The 16,413-nt window shown below is 76.5% G+C and carries 21 protein-coding genes; 7 read left to right on the top strand and 14 right to left on the bottom strand.

All coding sequences use genetic code 11. The features are described from left to right. The 8 genes from ACK586_RS14145 to ACK586_RS14110 all read right to left on the bottom strand — a co-directional run. On the bottom strand, nucleotides 1-317 hold a 317-nt coding region (locus ACK586_RS14145), incomplete at its 3' end, for a PIG-L deacetylase family protein (protein ID WP_409331128.1). Nucleotides 318-322: 5 nt separating this feature from the next. Next, nucleotides 323-892, bottom strand: a complete 570-nt coding sequence (locus ACK586_RS14140) for a hypothetical protein (RefSeq protein ID WP_409331127.1) — start codon at nucleotides 890-892, stop codon at nucleotides 323-325. Nucleotides 893-1,002: 110 nt separating this feature from the next. Then, entirely contained in the window at nucleotides 1,003-1,710 is a 708-nt protein-coding gene (locus ACK586_RS14135) for an HAD family hydrolase (protein ID WP_409331126.1), read from the bottom strand. Then, nucleotides 1,707-2,858 carry a non-hydrolyzing UDP-N-acetylglucosamine 2-epimerase gene (gene wecB / locus ACK586_RS14130; RefSeq protein ID WP_409331125.1) on the bottom strand — a complete coding sequence of 384 codons (1,152 nt, stop codon included), beginning with the start codon at nucleotides 2,856-2,858 and terminating at the stop codon, nucleotides 1,707-1,709. The genes ACK586_RS14135 and wecB overlap by 4 nt, the downstream gene beginning before the upstream one ends. After that, nucleotides 2,855-3,901, bottom strand: coding sequence for an ATP-grasp domain-containing protein (locus ACK586_RS14125; RefSeq protein ID WP_409331124.1), 1,047 nt, complete (start codon nucleotides 3,899-3,901; stop codon nucleotides 2,855-2,857). The genes wecB and ACK586_RS14125 overlap by 4 nt, the downstream gene beginning before the upstream one ends. Continuing rightward, nucleotides 3,898-5,094 carry an exosortase/archaeosortase family protein gene (locus ACK586_RS14120; protein WP_409331123.1) on the bottom strand — a complete coding sequence of 399 codons (1,197 nt, stop codon included), beginning with the start codon at nucleotides 5,092-5,094 and terminating at the stop codon, nucleotides 3,898-3,900. The genes ACK586_RS14125 and ACK586_RS14120 overlap by 4 nt, the downstream gene beginning before the upstream one ends. Further along, a complete protein-coding gene (locus ACK586_RS14115) occupies nucleotides 5,091-6,572 on the bottom strand; it encodes a glycosyltransferase family 2 protein (protein WP_409331122.1) in 1,482 nt (493 codons plus the stop codon). The genes ACK586_RS14120 and ACK586_RS14115 overlap by 4 nt, the downstream gene beginning before the upstream one ends. 51 nt (nucleotides 6,573-6,623) lie before the next feature. After that, complete coding sequence (locus ACK586_RS14110; RefSeq protein ID WP_409331121.1) at nucleotides 6,624-6,920, bottom strand: hypothetical protein; 297 nt, start codon at nucleotides 6,918-6,920, stop codon at nucleotides 6,624-6,626. Nucleotides 6,921-6,982: 62 nt separating this feature from the next. Between ACK586_RS14110 and yczR the strand changes: the two genes are divergently transcribed. The 4 genes from yczR (at nucleotide 6,983) to ACK586_RS14090 (ending at nucleotide 11,289) form a co-directional block, all read left to right on the top strand. Beyond that, nucleotides 6,983-8,440: a MocR-like transcription factor YczR gene (yczR, locus tag ACK586_RS14105; protein ID WP_409331120.1), complete on the top strand. Its 1,458-nt coding sequence runs from the start codon at nucleotides 6,983-6,985 to the stop codon at nucleotides 8,438-8,440. A 143-nt stretch (nucleotides 8,441-8,583) separates the two neighbouring features. Next, complete coding sequence (locus ACK586_RS14100; protein ID WP_409331119.1) at nucleotides 8,584-8,967, top strand: ANTAR domain-containing protein; 384 nt, start codon at nucleotides 8,584-8,586, stop codon at nucleotides 8,965-8,967. Nucleotides 8,968-9,103: 136 nt separating this feature from the next. Beyond that, nucleotides 9,104-9,769, top strand: coding sequence for a lysophospholipid acyltransferase family protein (locus ACK586_RS14095; protein WP_409331118.1), 666 nt, complete (start codon nucleotides 9,104-9,106; stop codon nucleotides 9,767-9,769). After that, nucleotides 9,766-11,289, top strand: a complete 1,524-nt coding sequence (locus tag ACK586_RS14090; RefSeq protein WP_409331117.1) for a cobyric acid synthase — start codon at nucleotides 9,766-9,768, stop codon at nucleotides 11,287-11,289. Before ACK586_RS14095 ends, ACK586_RS14090 begins: the two co-directional genes overlap by 4 nt. Here the strand turns inward: ACK586_RS14090 and ACK586_RS14085 are convergent. After that, nucleotides 11,275-11,703 (bottom strand): acyl-CoA thioesterase, encoded by a 429-nt coding sequence (locus tag ACK586_RS14085; protein WP_409331116.1) that lies wholly within the window; start codon nucleotides 11,701-11,703, stop codon nucleotides 11,275-11,277. The genes ACK586_RS14090 and ACK586_RS14085 overlap by 15 nt on opposite strands. Before the next feature lie 49 nt (nucleotides 11,704-11,752). Between ACK586_RS14085 and ACK586_RS14080 the strand changes: the two genes are divergently transcribed. Both ACK586_RS14080 and ACK586_RS14075 read left to right on the top strand, forming a co-directional pair. Continuing rightward, nucleotides 11,753-12,355, top strand: a complete 603-nt coding sequence (locus ACK586_RS14080; protein WP_409331115.1) for an MSMEG_1061 family FMN-dependent PPOX-type flavoprotein — start codon at nucleotides 11,753-11,755, stop codon at nucleotides 12,353-12,355. A gap of 40 nt (nucleotides 12,356-12,395) precedes the next feature. Then, a complete protein-coding gene (locus tag ACK586_RS14075; RefSeq protein ID WP_409331114.1) occupies nucleotides 12,396-12,821 on the top strand; it encodes a VOC family protein in 426 nt (141 codons plus the stop codon). A gap of 20 nt (nucleotides 12,822-12,841) precedes the next feature. On the opposite strand, the gene ACK586_RS14070 is transcribed toward ACK586_RS14075, so the two are convergent. After that, nucleotides 12,842-13,039 (bottom strand): hypothetical protein, encoded by a 198-nt coding sequence (locus ACK586_RS14070; RefSeq protein ID WP_409331113.1) that lies wholly within the window; start codon nucleotides 13,037-13,039, stop codon nucleotides 12,842-12,844. Nucleotides 13,040-13,187: 148 nt separating this feature from the next. Here ACK586_RS14070 and ACK586_RS14065 point away from each other — a divergent pair, with 148 nt between their 5' ends. Then, entirely contained in the window at nucleotides 13,188-13,730 is a 543-nt protein-coding gene (locus tag ACK586_RS14065; RefSeq protein WP_409331112.1) for a type II toxin-antitoxin system PemK/MazF family toxin, read from the top strand. A gap of 6 nt (nucleotides 13,731-13,736) precedes the next feature. Here ACK586_RS14065 and ACK586_RS14060 read toward each other — a convergent pair whose 3' ends face one another. From ACK586_RS14060 to ACK586_RS14045, 4 genes are all read right to left on the bottom strand, one after another. Beyond that, the gene (locus ACK586_RS14060) at nucleotides 13,737-14,549 is read right to left on the bottom strand and encodes an MBL fold metallo-hydrolase (RefSeq protein ID WP_409331111.1); all 813 of its coding nucleotides are present in this window, start codon (nucleotides 14,547-14,549) and stop codon (nucleotides 13,737-13,739) included. A gap of 23 nt (nucleotides 14,550-14,572) precedes the next feature. Continuing rightward, the gene (locus ACK586_RS14055) at nucleotides 14,573-15,340 is read right to left on the bottom strand and encodes a maleylpyruvate isomerase family mycothiol-dependent enzyme (RefSeq protein ID WP_409331110.1); all 768 of its coding nucleotides are present in this window, start codon (nucleotides 15,338-15,340) and stop codon (nucleotides 14,573-14,575) included. 12 nt (nucleotides 15,341-15,352) lie between these two features. Continuing rightward, nucleotides 15,353-16,000 (bottom strand): TetR/AcrR family transcriptional regulator, encoded by a 648-nt coding sequence (locus ACK586_RS14050; RefSeq protein ID WP_409331109.1) that lies wholly within the window; start codon nucleotides 15,998-16,000, stop codon nucleotides 15,353-15,355. Between the two features lie 76 nt (nucleotides 16,001-16,076). Continuing rightward, complete coding sequence (locus ACK586_RS14045) at nucleotides 16,077-16,367, bottom strand: hypothetical protein (RefSeq protein ID WP_409331108.1); 291 nt, start codon at nucleotides 16,365-16,367, stop codon at nucleotides 16,077-16,079. Nucleotides 16,368-16,413 lie beyond the last annotated feature (46 nt).

Genomic DNA, 16,413 nt, shown 5'->3' with positions numbered 1-16,413 from the left:
GGGTGGGTGTGGGGGGGGGGGTGCAGGTAGCCGAGGCCGGCGCCGGCCGCGCCGACCCCCCGGGCGACCCCCCCGACCAGGGACGCGTCCGCAGTGAGCAGGCAGTCGTGCAGCCCGCCCCAGACCAGCCGGGCGCCGAGCATCCGGGCGGCGGCCTCCTGCTCGAGCCGGCGGGCGGGTTCCCCCGGGCCGGCCTCTCCGCCGGTCACCACGAGCACCGTGACGGTGTCCCCGGCCGCCGCGTGGGCCAGCAGGGTGGCGCCGCAGCCGAGCTCGACGTCGTCGGGGTGCGCCCCGATCGCGAGGACGCTGCGCACCGCGGTCAGGCCGCCCCGGCCGCCGGCGGGCCGGCCTCGAGGCGGGCCAGCTTGCGGCGGAAGCGGTAGAGCACCGCCGCGCCGACCGCACCGGCGGCGCCGAGCGCCACCGCGGTGCCCGTGCCGTTGCCGTCGGCGGGCAGGACCGTGGTCGGCGGGCAGACGGTCGCGTACTGGACGTAGTACGAGTAGCGCAGCGTCTGGCCGTTCAGGATCCAGCGCGCGTCCTGGTAGAAGATCTCGGAGTGGGTCAGCAGCACCCGCCACGTGCCGTGCACGGTGCCGGCGGCGAACTGCCGGGGCTGCTGACCCTGCAGGCGGGTCGGGTAGACCTGGTTCGCCGTCCCGTACGGGTAGGTCTTCTGCGAACCGGTGGTGTTGCTGTAGCCGAGCACGATCCAGTACGTGCCGTCGCCGTTGTACCGGTAGCAGTCGACGATCGGGGTGACCGTCCCGGAGGCAGACGCCGTGCCGGGAGTGAAGATCATCATCAGCGCGGCGATCACGCCGATCGCACCGAGTCGCGCGAACCGTGCGCCGATGCGCGAACCGGTCGTCCTGCTGCTGCCTGCCATGGCGTCGTCCCTCGAGCTCCGGAGCGGCCTGCCCGCTCCACCCGGGTGGCATCGGACGATCGGCGCCCCGGCTGGAGGGTCTGCGGCCGCAGATCACCCCATCGAGGGAGTCAGGCGGGGACGGCGGCGTCCAGCAGACCCAGCGCCAGGGCGGTCGCGGCGGGAAACGAGTCGACCACCGCGGCGGCCCGCGGCTCGTCGGGCGCCGCGGCGTACTCCCCCTGCCGGATCCGGATCGCCGAGGCCCCGACGGCCGCGGCCACCGCGACGTCCTTGCCGGGCCGGTCGCCGATGACGAGCAGCCGCTCGGCGGGCACGCCGAGGCGGCCGGCGAGGGCGAGCAGGCCGGCCGGGGCCGGCTTGCGCGCCGCACGGCCGCCGAGGGTGTCGGTGACGAGGACGACCGGGAGCAGCGGTCCCAGCCCGGTGGCCGCCAGCTTGGCGGCCTGGATGACCGGGTTGCCGTCGGTCAGGCAGGCCAGCGGCGCGACCGCGGCGAGCGCGGCCAGCGCCTCGGGCACACCCGGGTAGGTGGGCAGGGACGCCGGGCTGTGGGAGGTGAATGCGGCCACGAGCGGGGGCACCAGGTCGGCCAGCTCGCCGGCGGGCACCCCGGCGGCCAGCAGCGCCCGGTCGATGGTGCCGCCGGCGTCCGAGCCGGCCGCGAGCTCGCGGACGAGGGCCGCGTGCACCCGGTCGCCGTCCAGCCCGGCCACCGACGCGGCCGCCCCCACTGCCGCCGCGGCGCCGGCCAGGTAGGCGGCCTGCGGGTAGAGCGTGTCGTCGAGGTCGACGACGACGCCCAGCGGCGGGCTCACCACGGCAGGCTGCCGTCGGTGAAGTCGGGCTCCTCGATCGCGAGCAGCGCGTCGGTGTCCGGGTCGGCGAGGAGCCCGGCCACCTGCGGCCCCGTCGTCCCGTCCCCGTAGGGGCACGGCAGCGAGGCGGCCAGCGCCTGGCCCTCGGGCGTGGTGTGCCGTGCGGCGGCGGCCAGGACCGCGTCGGCGGCGGAGTCGTCGGCGAGGCCGGCCAGCGTGGTGGTGCCGGCCTCGACGCCCTCCCACCGCGGGGTCGAGCCGCGCAGCACGACGACGGGGACGCCGAGGAAGGCGGCCTCCTCCTGGATGCCGCCGGAGTCGGTGACGGCCAGCCGCGCCGAGGCCAGCGACCCGAGCAGCTCGTCGTAGCCGACCGGTCCGCTCAGCGCGATCCGCGGGTGGTCGAGCTCGGCGTCCAGCCCCGTGGCGGCCAGCCGGGCGGCGGTGCGCGGATGCACCGGGAAGGTGACCGGGCCGATCTGGTCGGCGAGGGCGCGGACGACGCCGACCAGCCGCTTGAGCCGCACCGGGTCGTCGACGTTGGTCGGCCGGTGCGCGGTCACCAGGACGCCGTCCCGCTCCCCGACCGGCACCGGGCGGACGCCGCGGGCCACGAGGGTGTCCACCACCGGGTTGCCGACCACGAACACCCGCTCGGCCGGCACGCCCTCGGCGGCGAGGAAGGCCGCGGCGCGGCGGGTCGGGGCCAGGTGCAGCGCCGCGACGGCGGCCGCGACCCGCCGGTTGACCTCTTCCACGCTGCGCGGGTTGAGGCTGCGCAGCCCGGCCTCGAGGTGCGCGAAGGGGACGCCGGCGCCGCGGGCGGCCAGCGCGTAGGCCGGCACCGTGTTGGTGTCGCCGAGCGCCAGGACGACGTCGGGGGCGAAGCGGGCGACCGCGCGGGCGGCGTCGGCGTGCAGCGCGCCGAGCCGGCTCTCCGGGGAGTCGGTGGGCAGGGCGAAGCGGTGCGTCGGGGCGAGGCCGAGCGTCCGCTGCAGCTCGCCGGCGAGCGCCGGGTCGGTGTGCTGACCGGTGTCGACCACGTCGACCCGGTGGCCGGCCGCCGCCAGCGCCGTCACGACGGGAACGAGCTTGACCACCTCCGGGCGGGTGCCGAAGGGCACCAGCACCGCGCGGCGGCGGGTCATGCCCGCACCCCGAACGGCGCCGACGGGTCGGGCACCGGGCTGCCGTCCTCGGCCGTGAAGACCTCCGCGAAGTAGCGGCGCATGCTCACCCCGGGGGTGAACCACAGGTGCTGCGGCTGGCGGTGCGGCTCCCGGATGCCGGTCAGGTAGGCGCTCACCACGTCGGCGCCGGCGGCCAGGGTCAGCGGCAGGCCGCCGGAGAAGCGCGGGTTGATCTCGACCACGGCGACCCGGCCGTCGTCGCCGACGAAGCCCTGCACGTTGGCCGGCCCGGTCAGCCCGACGGCCTCCAGCGCACCGGCGACGACGTCGGTCACCGCCGGCGAGTCGAAGGTCGAGCCCTTGACCGAGATGCCCGCCTTCGTCTCCTCCCGCCACCGCGGGACGACGGTCAGCAGCTCACCGGAGCGGGCCACCAGGGCGTCGGCGGTGAACTCGCGCCCGCGCAGCCGGGTCTGGGCGATGAGCGACAGGTCGGCCCGCAGCGCCTCGACCACGGCCGAGCGGGTGTCGAGCAGCCGCACCCCCCGGCTCCCCCGCCCCGCGCGCGGCTTGACGATCCACGGGCCGGGCACCTCGACCAGGCCCGCCGGGGTGTCCGTGGTCGCCGGGTGCGGGACGCCGGCCAGCCTCAGGGCCCGGGCGAAGGCCGACTTGTCGCAGCACAGCTCGACGCTCACCGGGTCGGAGAGCCAGGTGCCGACGCCGGCGGCGGCGAAGCGCTCCTCCCCCGCGGCCAGCGCGGGCAGTTCCTCGGCGACCGTGCCGATCAGCGCGTCCGCCCCGTGGGTGAGGGCCACGCCGATGAGGGCGTCGACGAAGTGGGCGTGGTCGGCACGGGGCACCAGCACGCCGACGTCGGCCAGCGCGCAGCCGGTGGCCCGCGGATCGGCGTCGGCGGCCACCACCCGGTGGCCGAGCGCCATCAGCCGGCGGATGACGGCGATGCCGGCCGGCCCGCCCGCCCCGGTGACGAGGACGGCGGGGGCCACGGGACGGACCGGGCCGGACACGGCCGGCGGAGCGTCGAGGGTGGAGGTCACCGGGGCATCTCCTGGTTCCGGGGCGGTGCGGACGGGCGGGCGAAGCTGAGCTGCCGCGACGGCGGGCGGCTGTGCCGGCCGGCCGGGGCGGGGGGCGGCGGGGGCGGCACGGCCATCCGGGCCACGGCGGCGATCCGGGCGGTGCCGTCGGGCACGGGGTCCTCGCCGGCGTCCGGGAGGGCGTCGTCGTCGGCCGGGCCGCGGGCCAGCAGCCAGCCGCGGGCCCAGAGCCGCAGCGCCGCGACCCGCTGGTGGGTGACCGGCTCCCACTGACGCGCGGCGATCTCCTGGGCGAGGCAGTCGAGGACGAGCGGGTCCTCGTCGTAGGTGGCGACGGCGACCAGGGAGGCGCTGTGCGCGCCCAGCCCGTTGGCGGCCAGCTCGCGGACGCGCGCGATGCGCCCGGAGGCCGGGAGGTGGCCGATGCGGTAGTCGATGCGCCCGGCCTCGCGCCGGGCGGCCAGCCGCCGCGACAGCCGGGCCGGGAGGACGTAGCGGTGCAGCAGCCCGGTGACGGTGGTGCGCCGGCCGGGCGCCTGGCGGGCCTCGCCCTCGGGGGCCCGGTAGCCCAGCCCGGGGCGTGCCCAGCTGTCGGGTCGGCGGGCGGTGTGCCGGCCCTCGACGTCCTGCTCGGCCCGCTCCAGCGTCGGCAGGGTGATCCAGACCATGAGGAGGAAGCCGCCCAGCGTGGCGGCCAGGTTCCACAGCGTGCCGATCCAGTCGTGGAAGAGCACGAGCGCGCCGTCGCCCCACCACATGCCGGCCAGGGCCGACAGCAGCAGCCGCACGTGGTTGAGGACGAGCAGCACCGCGACGGCGAACAGCAACCCGCCCAGCGCGTGCAGCTTGCGCCCGCGGAGCACCACCGCGGTCAGCGCCGTGAGGCCCAGCACCGACAGGATCGACGAGCAGGACGCCGTGACGACGGCGTCGATGATGACGCCGTCCCCCGGGAACATCAGGACCTGTCCGGGGACCACGGAGGCGACCCGGCCCGGGTAGAAGAGCGCGAGCACCTGCGCGAGGCCCCAGGCCTCGAGCTCCCGCAGCGGGCCGGTGACGTACCGGAAGCCGACCAGGCAGATGGCCGCGGCGAGCGCGAGGTCCAGCGCGACGGGCAGCAGCCGGCGGCCGCTCCCCCGCCGGATGAGGCCGGGCGAGCGGTGGGCGGCCGGCACGGGGAGGACGGTCACCGGTCCCCCTCCTCGCGGGTGGGGGCGGCGAGGGCGAAGGACCGGGGGTGCCGGACGGCGGCCGGGATCGGGGCGGCGGGCCCGGGCGCGGGCGCGGGCCCGGCCGCGGGCGCGGGCCCGGCCGCGGACGCGGGCCCGGCCGCGGCCGCTCGCACGGTCGAGGTCGCGCCGGAGCGGGTGGTCTTCACCCAGGTGTAGGGCCGGCCGAGCATGCCGTCGACGTAGGCCCGGCTGGTGATCCAGACCGACAGCGCGAAGGCCGGCAGGAAACCGAGCAGCCGCCACGCCGACCGGCGCTCGACCCGGCCGATGAGCAGGCCCACGCACAGCTCGGCCAGCGGGCCCACGAACAGCAGCATCGACAGCGGCAGGAGCGCCACGGCCGGCAGGTCACCGATGCCGAAGGCACGCAGCACGGTGAGGACCAGGCCCAGCCCGGCGAGCACCGGCACGTGGTAGACGAGCAGGAACAGCGTCGTCTCGACTTTCTCCAGCAGGGAGAGGTGCGGCACGCGCATCAGCGGCCGCCAGTAGTCGCGCAGGCACTTCTGGTGGCCGCGCGCCCAGCGGTAGCGCTGCTTCCAGAACCGCTGCGCGGTGACGACCGCTTCCTCGTAGTCGATGGCCGAGACGTCGTAGCGGACGCGCTGGCCGCGCATGACGATCCGCAGCGTCAGGTCGGTGTCCTCGGTGACCGTCTCGGGGTTCCAGCCGCCGAGCGCCCGCAGCGTGGACATCCGCACCGCGCAGTTGGCACCGCCGTAGGCGGGCAGCTCGAACAGCGCCTGGCGGCCGTACTCGTTGACCAGGTAGCCGGAGAGGTAGTCGACGAAGACCGTGGCGGCCATCGTCGAGTCCTTGCCGTTGCGGATCACGCAGCGGCCCATCACCGCGCCGACGGAGGGGTCGCGGAAGTGGCGGACCAGCCGGCGCAGGGCCGTCGGCTCCGGCTCGTGGTCGGCGTCGAAGACGAGGACGATCTCGGCCTCGACCAGGCCGAGGGCGTCGTTGAGGGCTCCGGACTTGCCGCCGCCGGAGCCGGCCGCGCGGTGCAGCACGCGCAGCCGCGGCTCGACGGCGGCCCACGCGTCGAGCTTGGCGCCGGTGGAGTCCTCGGAGCCGTCGTCCACCACGACGAGGGTCAGCCGGTCGGCCGGGTAGTCCAGCGCCAGGAGCGCCGCCACCATCCCGTCGACGACGAGTTCCTCGTTCTTGCAGCCGACGAAGACGGCGACCTGCGGCGTGTAGCCCTCCAGCCCGACGTCGGCGGCGAGCAGGTCGCGCTCGGCCCAGCGGGCGGCGGCGACGGCGAAGGCGAGGTGCCGGCAGAAGTAGATGCCGAAGACGACGTTGAGCGCGCCGGCGATCACCCCGAGGACGGGGTCCACGCCGAAGGAGAGGCAGGCGGCGGTGACGGCGACCACGTAGGCCAGGAGGACGAACGGCCGGCCTTCGGGCCGAGCGCTGCCGTGGGCCACCGACCCCTCCTCCGGACGCGGGCACGCGAGCGGCGGAGCGGGGGCTCCACCTCACCGGTGCATCGGCATCCCCGGGGCCGACCTGAAGCGGAACGCCGGACGACGGCGACGGACGGCTCCGTTCCGCGGGCCCGGGTGGTCCGGTCGCGGACGCGCCCGGGGCCGGCGGACGGGCAGGACGCCGCGCGGTGCGGGGAGCACGGGGAAACCGCCGAGGTCGGTGCGGGCGTGGCTGGCCGGTGGGTCGGCCGGGCCCCGGCCGCCGCGCACCGCGACCGCGAGGGTGGTCGCGGCGAGCGCGGCCAGACCCGGGAGGACGACGAGCAGGAGGATGCCGGTGGTTGTCATGTCCAGCAGGCTGGCACCGAATGGCCTGGTCTTTCCCAGACCATTCCGGCATGGTGGCCTGCATGCCACCGCGTGCAGGGCAGTCCACTCCGGCTGCGGAGCTGGCCACTCTCGTCGGCCCGCTCGACTCGGGCACCGGCCCCCGGTACGCCGCCCTGGCCCGCCGGGTGCAGGAGCTGCTGGCCACCGGCCGGCTGGCCGCGGGCAGCCGGCTGCCCGCCGAGCGGGAGCTGGCCGCCGCCCTCGGCCTCTCCCGGGTCACGGTCGCCTCCGCCTACCGGGAGCTGCGCGGGTCCGGGCACGCGGCGACGCGGCACGGCTCCGGAACCGTCACCGAGCTGCCGGGGGCGGGGTACGGGGTGGCGGTGTGGGGAGCGCCGAGCACCGACCCGGAGGTGCTCGACCTCGCGCACGCGGCCCTGGAGGCCGCACCGCAGCTGACGGCGGCCTACCGGCAGGCGCTGGAGGCGTTCCCCGTGGTCGCGGCCGGCCACGGGTACGCCAGCGGCGGCCTGCCGGAGCTGCGGTCGGCGATCGCCGACCGGTACACCGCGCGCGGCCTGCCCACCGACCCCGAGCAGGTCCTCGTGACGGCCGGGACCGGCGACGCCACCGACGTCGTCCTGCAGTGCCTGCTGCAGCCTGGTGACCGGGTGCTCGTCGAGCACCCGACCTACCCCGGGGCGCTGGGCGCCGTGGAGGCGCACGGCGGGCGCTGCCTGCCCGTGCCGGTGGACGCCGCGGACCCGGACGCCGTCATCGCCGCTGCGCACCTGGCCGCTCGGCAGAGCAGCCCCCGGCTGGCCTTCCTGATGCCCGACTTCTCCAACCCCACCGGCGCGCGGCTGAGCGCGGCCGGCCGGCGGCGGCTGGCCGCGACGCTGTGGCAGCAGGGGGTGCTCAGCGTGGTCGACGAGGTCACCGCGGAGCTGCACCTGGACGACGGCCCCCTGCCGCCCTTCGCCGCGGGGCTGCCCGACACGGCCACGGTCACCGTGGGCGGGCTGTCCAAGACGGTGTGGGGCGGCCTGCGGATCGGGTGGGTGCGGGCCGACGCCGCCCTGGTGGCGCAGCTGGGCGAGGTCCTGCGCCGCCGGCAGCTCTCGGTGGGGGCGCTGGACCAGCTGGCCGCCACCACCCTCGTGCGCGGCCTGGACGCCGTCCTGGAGCAGCGGAGGGCCGTGCTGCGGGAGCGCCGCGACCTGCTGCGTGCGGAGCTGGCGCGGGAGCTGCCGCACTGGACGGTCCCGCGCCCGGCCGGCGGGTTGTCGCTGTGGTGCACGCTCCCGCCGGGGACCAGCTCGGCGGCCCTGGTCGCCGCGGCGGCACCGCTCGGGCTGCTCCTGGCCGAGGGCCGGGCGTTCGGCACCGGGCACGCCTTCGACGACCACCTGCGCCTGCCCTTCACCCGACCGGCCGACCAGCTGCGCCGGGCGGTGCGCCTCCTGGCCCAGGCGGAGGCGGCCGTTCGCGGGGGCGACGGCGGCGTGCTGCGTCCGCTGCACGCCGCCGTCGTGTGACTCCCCGCCGGGCGTGCAGACCGGCCGGGGAGTGGTTACGGTGCTGGTGCGGTCCACCGCTGGGCGGTGGCCGCGGCGCAGAGGTCGAAACCACGGCCGTGCGAGTTCCCGCCGAGCCTCGGCGGTCGCCCCGTGGAGATGTCATGAGCACCGTCCCCGCTGTCGCACCGTCCCGTTCCCGCACGTCGACGGTCCCGCCCCGGAGCCCGTCGCCGTCCACGCTCCAGGCCCCGCCCCCGGCCCACCTCGACCGGGTGCGCGCGCTCGAGACCGAGGTCGCGCAGATGCGCACGGCGATGGCCAGCCGCGCGGTCATCGAGCAGGCCAAGGGCATCCTCATGCTGCTGGCCGGGTGCTCCGACCAGGTGGCCTTCGACGTGCTGACCCACATCTCGAGCACCACGCACCGCAAGGTGCGCGAGCTCGCGGTGGCGATCACCGACTCCGCCTGCGGCCGGTCGCCGCTGCCGGCCGACGTGCGGGAGGCCATCCGCGACGTCTGCCCGCCCCCGCACTACAGCGGCTGACGGGGACCCCGACCGCCCTCCGCCGCCCGCAGCCTCGCGGCGAACCCCTGCGACGCGGCCGGACGGGCACCCGGCAGGATGCCGGGTGCCCCTCGGCCGCCGGCCGGGAACAGGGCGACGAGGGGGAGGCGCGGGCGTGCTCTACGCGGTCCTGAGGTTCCTGCTGCGACCGCTGGCCCGCCTGGTGCTGCGCGCGCGCGTGACCGGCCAGGAGAACGTGCCGGCCACGGGCGCGGTCATCCTGGCCAGCAACCACCTGTCCTTCATCGACAGCATGGTCATCCCGCTCTCGGCGCCGCGGCGGGTGCGCTACCTGGCCAAGGCCGAGTACTTCACCACGCCGGGCCTCGGTGGCTGGCTCACCCGGACGCTGTTCACCGCACTGGGCGCGCTGCCGGTGGAACGGGAGACCTCGCGCGCGGCCCAGGCCGCCCTCGACACCGCGCTCGGGGTGCTGCACGACGGCGACGCCTTCGGCATCTACCCCGAGGGCACCCGCTCCCGTGACGGCCGCCTGGGGCGGGGGAAGACCGGCGTCGCCTGGCTCGCGCTGACGGCGGACTGCCCCGTCGTCCCGGTCGCGGTCAGCGGGACCGACCGGGTGCAGCCGGTCGGGGCCACCTGGCCGCGCCCGCACCGCGTCACCGTGACGTTCGGTGCGCCGCTCACCTTCCCCGAGCACCGCGGGATGGCGCGCAACGGCCGGGCCCGCCGCGAGGTGACCGATCGGATCATGCTGGCCATCGCCGACCTCTCCGGGCAGGAGAAGGCCGGGTGGAGCGACCCGCGCGAGGCGGCGTGAGCGGCGGCTCCGCCCGGCCCGGCGGCGCCCTCCTGGTGGCAGGGACCACCTCCGACGCGGGCAAGTCCGTGGTCACCGCCGGGATCTGCCGGTGGCTGGTGCGCCAGGGCGTGTCGGTGGCGCCGTTCAAGGCGCAGAACATGAGCAACAACTCGATGGTGACGCCCGACGGCGCCGAGATCGGGCGGGCCCAGGTGATGCAGGCCGCCGCCGCGCGGGTGGAGCCCGAGGCCGCGATGAACCCGGTGCTGCTCAAGCCCGGCGGCGAGGACTCCTCGCAGGTCGTCGTGCTGGGCCGGCCGGTCGCCGACGTGACGGCGCTGTCCTACCGGCCCATGAAGGCGGCGCTGCTGGACCAGGTGCTGGCCTCGCTGGCCGACCTGCGGTCCCGGTTCGACGTCGTCGTCTGCGAGGGCGCCGGCTCCCCCACCGAGATCAACCTGCGGGCCGACGACATCGCCAACATGGGGCTGGCCACCGCCGCGCAGCTGCCCGTCGTCGTGGTCGGCGACATCGACCGGGGTGGGGTGTTCGCCGCCCTGTACGGCACCGTCGCGCTCATGCCACCGGCCGACCAGCGGCTGGTCGCGGGCTTCCTGGTCAACAAGTTCCGCGGCGACGCGCGGCTGCTCTCCCCCGGCGTCGACGAGCTCACCCGGCTCACCGGCCGGCCGACCCTGGGCGTGCTCCCGTGGCTGCCCGGGGCGGCCCTCGACGTCGAGGACTCGCTCGGCGTGCCCGCCGGCGTCTCGTCGGCCGGCCCGCCGCACGGGGAGGACGTGCTGCGGGTGTCGGTGGCCCGGCTGCCCCGGCTGTCGAACTTCACCGACCTCGACGCGCTGGCCGCCGAGCCCGGCGTCCTCGTCCGCTACGCCACCCGGCCCGAGGAACTGGCCGACGCCGACCTCGTCGTGCTGCCGGGCACCCGGTCGACCGTGGCCGACCTGCGCTGGCTGCGCGAGACCGGCCTGGCCGGGGCCGTGCTGCGCCGCGCCGCCGAGGGGCGGCCGGTGCTGGGCATCTGCGGGGGCCACCAGATGCTGGCCCGGACCATCACCGACGAGGTCGAGTCGCGGTCGGGGGCGGTCCCCGGGCTGGGCCTGCTCCCGGCCGACGTGGTGTTCGCCCGGGAGAAGACCCTCGGCCGCCCGGCCGGGACGGCGTACGGGCGCCCGGTGCGCGGCTACGAGATCCACCACGGGGTCGTGACCGTCGACGGCTCGGCCGAGCCGTTCCTGGACGGCGCCCGCGCCGGGTCTGTGTGGGGCACCACCTGGCACGGCACGCTGGAGGACGACGACTTCCGGCGGGCGTTCCTGGCCGAGGTCGCGGCCGTGGCCGGCCGCCGCTTCGCACCCGCGCCGGACACCTCCTTCGCCGCGGTGCGCGAGGCGCGGCTGGATGCCCTCGGCGACCTGGTCGCCGAGCACGCGGACACCGGGGCGCTGTGGCGGCTGGTCGAGTCCGGCGCGCCGGCGGACCTGCCGCTGCTGCCGCCGGGGGCGTCAGCCCGGCGCTGACCCGCCCTGCGCCGCCCCGTCCGGTTCCGGCGCGCCCAGCAGTTCCCGGACGTCGTCCGGCCACGGCGCCGACGCGCCCCCGACGGTGCACACGTACGTGGTGGCGACCTCGCAGCACACCCGCTCGCCGACCCGGATCGCGAAGCGGAGGGTGAGGCTGCTGCGGCCGATCCGGTCGGGCTCGACGTCGACCTCGACCGTGTCGCCGTAGCGGGCCGGCGAGCGCCACTGCTGCGCGCTGGCGACGACGACGTACTCGAGACCTCGCCCGGTCAGGTCCTGCCAGGGCAGCCCGCGGGCCGCCCACCAGGCGTTGACCGCCTCGTCGGCGTAGACCAGGTAGTGGGCGTTGAAGACGATGCCCTGCTGGTCGCACTCGACGAACCGGACGGGCGCGCTCCACACCGCGGTCACGGGCCGGACGCTACCGACCGCGCGGGTGGGGCGGTCTACCGTCGGCGGCGTGACCGGTCCTCCCCAGGAGCCCCTGGCCCTCTACCGCGCGCCGAACCGGATCCCCCTGGACAAGGTGATCGACCGGATCGACCCGCACTGCCGGGCGTTCATCGAGATCTCCCCGTGGGCGACGCTGGCCACCGCCGACGCCGACGGCTGGCCCGACGTCTCGCCGCGCGGCGGCGAGCGCGGGTTCGTCAAGGTGCTCGACGAGCACCGCCTCGCGCTGCCCGACCGGCCCGGCAACAACCGGATCGACAGCCTGCGGAACGTGGCCGCCAACCCGAAGGTGGCGCTGATGTTCGTGGTGCCGCGGATCGAGGAGGTGCTGCGGGTCTACGGGACGGCGACGATCGTGGGCCCCGACGACCTCGGCCTCGACCTGACCGAGTTCGGCAGGGCGCCGCTGTCGGTGCTCGTCGTGGACGTGCAGCGGGCGTACTTCCAGTGCGCGAAGTCGCTGATCCGCTCGGGCCTGTGGGCCCCGGAGACCTGGGGGGACCGCGGCGACTTCCCGGCGATCGGCACGGTCTTCCGCGACCACTGCCGGCTGCCCGTGCCGCTGCCGCCGGACGACGTCCTGCGGGCCGGGCTGCTCCCCGAGCTGTGAGGACGCCCGCTGTCGGTCGGCTGCCCTAGCCTGCGCGGGCATGGCGACCGAGATCCAGGTGACGATCGACTCCGCCGACCCCCACGTGCTGGCCGACTGGTGGGCCGAGGCGCTGGGCTGGGAGGTGGAGCCGCAGGACGCGGACTTCATCCGCCGCATGGTGGCCGAGGGACACGCGACCGAGGACGAGACGACGACCCACCGGGGCGCGCTCGTCTGGCGGCTGGGCACCGCGCTGCGCTCGCCCGACCCGGGCCGGCCGCGCGTGCTGTTCCAGCGCTCGACCGAGGCGAAGGCCGGCAAGAACCGCGTCCACCTGGACCTGCACGTGGGCGCCGACCGGCGTGAGGACGAGGTCGCCCGGTTGCTCGGCATGGGCGCGACGCAGCTGTGGCGGGCGAGCCAGGGCCCGATGCAGTGGGCGACGCTGGCCGACCCCGAGGGCAACGAGTTCTGCGTCGCCTAGGTCGCCTGCGGAGGTCCCGTTCAGCCGGCCCTGAGGTCGCGCGCCAGGCGGCGGGAGGCCACCGTGCGCTCGGCCGCGGCCCGGTGCCGGTCCCGTCTGCTCCGCCGCCCCGTTCCGGAGTAGCGCGCGTCCTCCACCAACTGGAAGGCGGCCAGCACGCTGGCCTTCACGTCGCGGGGACGGAGGACGGACGGCGGCACGGGCTCGGCCGAGGACATGGGCTCTCCTCTCGCAGAACGGCCCCCCGACCGCTCCGCGACACATGGTGCCCCCTTATCGGCGTTCCCAACCGCTTCCGTGACCGAATGATGTCGATGTGTCACGAGTTACCCGTGGGGCGACCGTGTGCCTGCGTACGGTGCCCGCATGGCGTCTCTCGGGCGGCGGCTCACCGACCTGCTGCGCACCGTCCTCGAACCCGCGACCCGCTCCGCCCGCCGCACTCCTCCGCCGTCCCCCCGCGCGTCCCCGGGGGCGTCGCCGGCTCCGCGTCCGGCCGCGGCCGGGCGGGTCCAGGACCCGGGCGACGTGGACCTCGTCTACCGGCCGCGCGACGACGGGCGCCCCGACCCCGGGGAGGTGGTGTGGGCCTGGGTCCCCTACGACGAGGGCGACGGCCGGGGCAAGGACCGCCCCGTCCTGGTGCTGGGCCGCCGGGGCCGGTCCTTGCTCGGGTTGATGCTCACCAGCAAGGACCACGACCGCGACGCCGCCGACGAGGCCCGCCACGGCCGGGTGTGGATGGACGTCGGCAGCGGCGGCTGGGACAGCCGCGGCCGGCCCAGCGAGGTGCGGCTGGACCGCCTCCTGCTGCTCGAGCCGGGCGACGTCCGCCGCGAGGGTGCCGCGCTGGGCCGCGCGCTGTTCGAGGAGGTCGTCACCGCCGCCCGGCGGGTGCAGGGGTGGTGAGGCCGCTCACGCCGGCGTGGGGAGGGGGGCGAACCCGGCGAGCATGGCCTCCAGGGCCGCCTGGTCCGGGCCGGTGAACGGCGCGGCCTCCGGCGCCAGCAGCAGCGTGTCGAAGAGGCCCTCCAGCGCGCCGACGGCCGGCGGCAGGTGCGTGCTCAGCACCGCCGACGGGGCGAGGGCCCGCAGCGCCTGCACCTCGTCGGCGTAGGCCGCCCGATCGACGCGGTGCACCCAGGGACTGTCGACCGTCGCCCACAACAGCTGCGCCGCGCGGAGCTCGTCCGCCTCGACCGCGCGGACGTCGTCGGCGCCGGCCAGCTCGGCGTCGGCCAGCGGGGCACCGAAGCAGTCCGACGTGACGAGGACGCCGCTGCGGGAGTCCAGGAAGCCGGTGGTGGCCGGGCTGTCGTACAGCGGCGGCCGCAGGGCCAGCAGGTCGCGGTCGCCCACGGACAGCGCCTGACCGGGGTTGAGCAGGTGCACCCGCTCCATCGGCAGGGGCCGCTCGGTGGACAGGATCCCGACCGACAGGAAGGTCGTCACCACCCGCGCACGGGGCGCGGCCTCGAGCAGGTCGTACAGGCCGCCGGTGTGGTCCCGGTCGGGGTGGGTGAGCCAGATCCAGCGGACGTCGGTGGGATCGACCACGGCGGCGAGGTCCTCGACGAAGCGCCGGTCGGCCAGGCCCACGCCCGTGTCCACGACCACCGGTTCCTCGGCGTGCAGCACGAACGCGTTGACCGCGAGGTGACCGATCGTGGGCACCTCCTGCGGATCGGACAGCACGGTCACGTCGGGCAGCGGGCGCAGGACGTTCATCTGGTGCCTCCTCGGGGCGGATCTCAGAAGGGGACCTGCTGGGCGAGCAGGCCCGTGCCGGTCCCGCGGCCGGACAGCAGCCGGCAGAACTCGACCGCGTCGAGCTCCAGGTCGTCGCCGGCCGGGGGCTCGCCCGAGCTCCACGCGCCGCCGGCCGGCCCGGTCAGGCGCAGCCGGTACGGGCGGGCGTGCCGGCCGGCCCACTCGGCGACGACGTCGGCCACCAGGACGCCGTCGTGCCCGGCCGTCAGCTCCGGCTCGCGGCCGGTGGCGCGGCAGACGTCGACCCGGTGCATCCACGTGTCCCGGGTGAGGATCACGTCGAACAGGAAGCCGAAGGACCACCACTCGCGCTCCTCGCCGACCACCTGCCGCTCGAGGAGCGGCAGCCGGCCCAGGACGCGCGCCAGCCGGCGCCTGCCGCGGACGGCGGCGGGGCCCACGGCGGCCGTGCGATCGGCCAGCTCCGCCGTCGAGAGCTCCGCGGAGTCGCGGACCTGCAGCGCCGTCAGCGCGTCGATGCCGCCACCCGAGCGCGCGGTGATCGCGTTCTGCCGGACGAACTGCAGCGGCGAGGCCACCATCCGGGCCATGCCGAGCACGTGGGCGCTCATGGCCCGGACGTCCCACCCGGTGCAGTCGGTCGGGCGGGTCCACTCGTCGGGCTCCAGAGCCGCCAGCAACGCGGCGAAGCGGGTGTACTCGGTGGCCGCCAGCCGGAGCGCGGCGTCGCGGGGGATCGCCGCGGCGCGCAGAGCGGCGGGGGGACGGACGGCGGAACTCGTGGTCACGGCGGCGGCCTCTCAGTCGGACGACGGAACTCCCCGGGCGCTGTGGTGGGCGAGCCACATCGCCAGGACGTGCGGGAGCACGACGGTGAACGCCCCGGTCTCGAACGGCTCGTCCGGCGCGTTGGACAGCTGCTGGCTGATGACCCCGACGACGACCGCGGTCCAGGTCCGGAAGGCGAGGTCGACGTCGGTGTCGGCCGCCAGCGCTCCGCCGTCGCGCAGCATGCGGACGAACGCCCGTCCCCGCAGCGCCATCTCGACGGCCGGGGCATAGGCCCCGGCCGAGGGCGTGAAGCCGGGTACCGGCCGCCAGAACATCAGCGGCGCGTACGCGGGGTGCTCGACGGCCCAGCGGACGAAGGCGCCGCCGAAGCGCCGGACCTCGGCGGCGGCGTCCTCCCCGGTGGGCGGCGGCAGCGACGCCATCGCCTCGAGGAGCAGCCGCCAGCCGCGTTCGAACAGCGCGTCGTAGAGGGCGTTCTTCCCGTCGAAGTAGACGTACAGCGACGGTGGGCGGATCCCCATGCGCCGGGCGACCTCGCCCAGCGTCAGCCCGGCGACGCCCTGCTCGGCCATCACCTCGGCGGCGACGTCGAGCACCTGCTCGATCGTCTCCCGCCGCCGGCGCTGCCGGCGGTCGAGGGGCGCGGCCTCGGTCATGCCCCCCAGCATCGACCTAAAACCATTAGGAAGTCAACACGGCAGTAGGAGTGGCCACGTCGTCCGCCGCCCCGGCTCAGCCGGCGGAGTCCTCGCGACCGCGTGCGGCCTCGTCCCGGCTGCGGGGTCGGGCCGGCGGGCGCAGGTGGTAGACGCCGGCCGCGCCGGGCAGCTCCTGCAGGTCGTAGCGGCTGACGACCTTGGGCCCGTCGTGCAGGTGCACGTGGGTCACCGTGGGCAGCGGGTCGCCGTGCCGCGCCGGGCGCACCTCGACGCGGCCGTCCAGCGGGCCACCGACGAACAGCAGCACGGTGTCGTCGGCCTCCACCTGCTCGGACAGCTCGCTCCCCCTCCGCTCGTCGGGCACCCGGTCGAGGGTAGGCGCGCTCCGCCCCCGCCGGGGTCCGTCCACA

Origin of the sequence: Trujillonella humicola, from assembly GCF_046233715.1 — a bacterium.
Taxonomy (GTDB): Bacteria; Actinomycetota; Actinomycetes; order Mycobacteriales; family Geodermatophilaceae; genus Trujillonella; species Trujillonella humicola.
The sequence above is the reverse complement of the archived record's forward strand: the minus strand, read 5'-3'. Positions and strand labels throughout refer to the sequence as shown.